Source organism: Streptacidiphilus jiangxiensis (assembly GCF_900109465.1).
Taxonomy (GTDB): domain Bacteria; phylum Actinomycetota; class Actinomycetes; order Streptomycetales; family Streptomycetaceae; genus Streptacidiphilus; species Streptacidiphilus jiangxiensis.
In genome coordinates, this window is the sequence record NZ_FOAZ01000078.1 from 1 (window position 1) to 4,232 (window position 4,232).

The 4,232-nt window shown below is 72.2% G+C and carries 5 protein-coding genes; 2 read left to right on the plus strand and 3 right to left on the minus strand.

Annotated features, from left to right (window positions below):
• Nucleotides 1-522 (plus strand): phospholipase domain-containing protein (locus tag BMY61_RS43635; protein ID WP_143094849.1); only part of this gene is annotated, 522 nt, incomplete at its 5' end.
• Between the two features lie 24 nt (nt 523-546).
• Here the strand turns inward: BMY61_RS43635 and BMY61_RS43640 are convergent.
• Together BMY61_RS43640 and BMY61_RS47280 are read right to left on the minus strand one after the other, a co-directional pair.
• The gene (locus BMY61_RS43640) at nt 547-969 is read right to left on the minus strand and encodes an ATP-binding protein (RefSeq protein ID WP_042449974.1); all 423 of its coding nucleotides are present in this window, start codon (nt 967-969) and stop codon (nt 547-549) included.
• Between the two features lie 234 nt (nt 970-1,203).
• Nucleotides 1,204-2,052 carry a MerR family transcriptional regulator gene (locus tag BMY61_RS47280; protein ID WP_082015127.1) on the minus strand — a complete coding sequence of 283 codons (849 nt, stop codon included), beginning with the start codon at nt 2,050-2,052 and terminating at the stop codon, nt 1,204-1,206.
• A gap of 155 nt (nt 2,053-2,207) precedes the next feature.
• On the opposite strand from BMY61_RS47280, the gene BMY61_RS43655 reads away from it, so the two are divergent.
• Entirely contained in the window at nt 2,208-3,692 is a 1,485-nt protein-coding gene (locus tag BMY61_RS43655; protein WP_042449975.1) for an MFS transporter, read from the plus strand.
• An 18-nt stretch (nt 3,693-3,710) separates the two neighbouring features.
• Here the strand turns inward: BMY61_RS43655 and BMY61_RS43660 are convergent.
• The coding region (locus BMY61_RS43660; protein WP_143094850.1) for a phospholipase domain-containing protein at nt 3,711-4,232 on the minus strand (522 nt) is incomplete at its 5' end.

Sequence of the window (4,232 nt, forward strand, 5' to 3'; positions counted from 1 at the left end):
CAGGCGACCGCCTACGCGCACTACTCCATCTACGCCAACGCCTACCGCAGCGGCGGCCCGTGGCAGTACACCGTCGCCCCCTACGCCAACGGCACCGACGGCACGGCCAACGACTACTTCAACATCGGCACGAACTTCGGCAACGGCCAGTACGACCTGACCTGCGTCGGCCCGAACCGCTTCCTGCGCCGCTTCGTCGGCAACGCCAACGGCGCGGGCAAGGGCTGCGAGGCCACGACGTACTACGCCCCCGCGCCGAACACCGGCAAGGAGGCGGTCTGGTTCAAGATGACCAACTCCGGCAGCAGCACCGTCACCTACACCATCACGTCCACCAACTACCGCACCGACGGCCCCTGGACCTACCAGGTCGCCCCGGGCGCGACGGTGTCGGACTACTTCAACGCGGTCGCGTACACCAACGGCTGGTACGACTTCACCGTCACCGTCGACGCCGACTCCTCCTGGAGCCGCCGCGCCACCGGCCACATCGAGACCGGCGACGCCAGCGTCAGCGGCTGACGCGGCCGACGCAGCACAGGCGGCTCACGCCGCGGCGGGTGCGGGGCGGAGGTGGAACCAGACCCACTTTCCGTCCTGCACCCGGAAGTACCCCCAGTCGTCGCTCAGGTCCTTGATCAGCGCCAGCCCGCGCCCCGACTCGGCGGTGCAGGCGGCGTGGACCGGCCCGTCCGGCAGGGGCACGGCCGGGTCGGTGTCGAAGACGGCGCAGAACATGCCACCGGTCTGGTGGTCCACGCGCACCTCCACGGTCACGGACGGCCCGTCCGTGTGCTCCACCGCGTTCGCGACGGCCTCGGTGACGAGCAGCTTGCCCCGGTCGGCGACGTCCTCGTCGTAGTGCGCGAGCGCGGCGACGGTGTGGCGGGCCTGCGCGGCGGCGCGGGCGTGCCGGGGCAGGGTGAGAACTGCGGCCGGCGTGCGGTGGTCACGAGCGGTGGCAGGCAAGGCAGGCTCTCCTCTGCGGTTCGGACGGCGGGAACGGGACGCGACGCCAGGGCACCACACGCCGGCGCCGCGTCCTCACCTACGACGCTACGGATCCGCCCGCCCGCGTTCATCCGGCCTAGGACCGCAGCGGCAGCGCCGAAAGGACGTTCCGTTTCAGGACCAAGGTCCCGTTGCACCGCCCCCAGGAGCGCGAGGCTCCGCCGAGTAGGGCGCCGGTTCGGTGGCTGCGGGTCACCAGAACCGCGGCTGGGCGGGGATGGACTCCAGGTCGCTGAGGACCAGTTCGCGGTCCTCGTCCTGCGCGATGTCCTCGGCGGCGGCCAGGGCCTGCTCGGTCCAGGCGCGGGCCTGTTCCTTGTCGCCGGCCACCGCGCAGGCGCGGGCCAGGGACTCGTACGCGTAGGCCAGGTCCCAGTCGCCGATGCCGTGCTCGCGGCAGATCTCCAGGCCGCGGCGCGCGTGGTGCAGAGCGGGCTCGGCGCGGCCCAGCACGCAGTAGACCCGGGAGCACTGCCACTCGCCCCGGCTGAGGTTGACCGGCGCGCCGACCTGGCCCCAGTGGTGGCGGGACGCGTGCGCCATGTGCAGCATCCGGTCGTCCTCCTCGACGCTGCGGTCCTCCTTCTCCAGCAGTCGCCACACGCCGTTGAACAGGTCCACGGCCATGCGCCGCTCATCGCCCGTCCCACTGGCCGTATCGGGCTTGTCCTGGTCGGTCATCGCTGCGGTGACTCCGTCCTCGATCAGATGGTCGATTCGGTGAAGGTCGCCCCGGACCCGATCCAGGCGTGCCTGGAGCCTGCGCCGGTGCTGGATCAGGACCTGCTGGATCGCGGCCTCGTCGTCCGGCCCGGACAGGCACGCGCGCACGTACTCCAGCGGCACGTCGACCGAGCGCAGGAGCCGCACCAGGCGCGCGGGCGCAACCTGATCGGCGCTGTAGAGCCGGTAGCCCGTGTGGGGGTCGACCGCGGCTGGCGACAGCAGTCCCACCCGGTCGTAGTGCCGCAGTGCTTTCGCGGTCAGCCCGACACGGCGTGCCAGTTGACCGACCGTGATCAGCTCGGGTCCATCCACCATGTCCCGAACCTAGAACCTTGCCCCGCGGGAACCTCAAACGCAGCGCCCGGAACCAGGAGGATCGCGGCTACCCACGTGACCCTGGACAGGGCAGGCATCCCCGACGGCAAGCCGAGCACGCGCCTCATTCCGATCGGAGCCCTTAGCCTTCCTGTATGACGCCTTCCCTGCGTTACGCCTCCGGGCCAGGACGGTGGGTGCTCGCGGCGACCGTGCTCGGGTCCGGGCTCGCGGCGATCGACGCCACCGTCGTCGGCATCGCCCTGCCGGCGATCGGGCGGGACTTCCATGCCGGGCTGGCGGACCTGCAGTGGGTGGTGACCGCCTACACCCTGACCCTGGCCGGGCTGCTGCTGGTGGCCGGCGCACTCGGGGACCGGTACGGGCGCAAGAAGGTGTTCCTGATCGGCGTGGTGTGGTTCGCGCTGGCCAGCGCGCTCTGCGGGGTCGCGCCGAACGCGACCATGCTCATCGCCGCCCGCGCGCTCCAGGGCGTCGGCGCCGCCCTGCTCACGCCGGGCAGCCTGGCGATCCTGGAGGCCTCGTTCGTGCCCGAGGACCGCGGGCGGGCCATCGGCGCGTGGTCGGGACTGAGCGGGGTGGCGACGGCCGTGGGGCCGTTCCTGGGCGGGTGGCTGGTGCAGGCGGCCTCCTGGCGGCTGATCTTCGCGATCAACCTGCCGCTGGCCGCGCTCGTCGTGGTGCTCGCGATCCGCCACGTCCCGGAGTCGCGGGCGCCGGAGACGGAGGACGGGGCCGGGGTGGACGTGCCGGGCGGGCTGCTGATCACCCTGGGTCTGGTCGGGCTGACCTACGGGCTGATCGAGGGGCCGAACCGGGGCTGGCAGAGCCCTTCCGTGCTGGCATCGCTGCTGCTGGGCTTCGCCCTGCTCGGCGGGTTCGGGTGGTGGCAGAACAAGGCGGCACACCCGATGCTGCCGCTCGAGGTCTTCTCGTCCCGCCAGTTCACCGCGACCAACGCGGTGACCTTCGTGCTCTACGGGGCGCTCGGCGGGGTGCTGTTCCTGCTGCCGATCCAGCTGCAGCAGGTCTCCGGCTACTCGGCGCTGGAGGCGGGCGTCTCCCTGCTGCCGGTGACGCTGCTCATGCTGACGCTGTCGGCCCGCTCGGGCGCGCTCGCGTCGCGGATCGGACCGCGGCTGCAGATGAGCGTCGGGCCGTGTCTGGCGGGGTTGGGGCTCGCCCTGCTGGTCCGGGTGAACGGGTCCGGCTCGTACCTGACCGAGGTGCTGCCCGGCGTGCTGGTCCTCGGGCTCGGGCTGGCGACGACGGTGGCGCCGCTCACCTCGACGGCGCTGTCCTCCGCGCCCGCGCAGCACGCGGGCATGGCCTCGGCGGTCAACAACGACGTGGCCCGTGCCGCGTCGCTGATCGCGGTGGCCGTGCTCCCGGCGATCGCCGGGATCACGGGCTCCGCCTACCTGCACCCGGCGACGTTCTCGTCGGGGTTCCACAAGGCCGTGCTGGTCTCCGGCGCGCTCTGCGTGCTGAGCGGCCTGATGGCGGCGGCGCTGATCCGCAACCCGGCCCGGCCGACGGCGGCCGCCGCGCCCGGAGAGGCCGGTCCGGCGGCCCCGCAGCACAGCTGCGGGTTGGACGCGCCGCCGAACCGGCCCTGAGGGGGTGCCGGGAGGGCGTCAGCCGCTGACGCTGGCGGCGCCGGTCTCGATGTGGCCGGTGACGCGGCGGCTCCAGGAGGAGTCGGAGCTGACGGTGACGGTGAAGTCGTACCAGCCGTTCTGGTAGGCGACCGCGTTGAAGTAGTCCGAGACGGTGGCGCCGGCGGCGACCGAGTACGTCCACGGGCCGTCGGTGCGGTAGTTGTTCGAGGTGACCGTGAAGGTGACGGTGCTGGTGCCGGTGTTGGTCATGTGGACGTACAGCGCCTCCTGGCCCGTGTCGGGCGCGGCGGCGTAGCTGGTGGTCGCCTCGCAGGTCTTGCCGGCGGCCGTGGTGTTGCCGGTGAAGCGGCGCAGGAAGCGGTTGGGGCCGACGCAGGTGAGGTCGTACTTGCCGCTGCCGTAGTTGGTGCCGACGTTGAAGTAGTCGATGGTGGTGCCGTCGGTGCCGTTGGCGTAGGGGGCGACGGTGTACTGCCACGGGCCGCCGCTGCGGTAGGCGTTGGCGTAGATGGAGTAGTGCGCGTAGGCGGTCGCCTG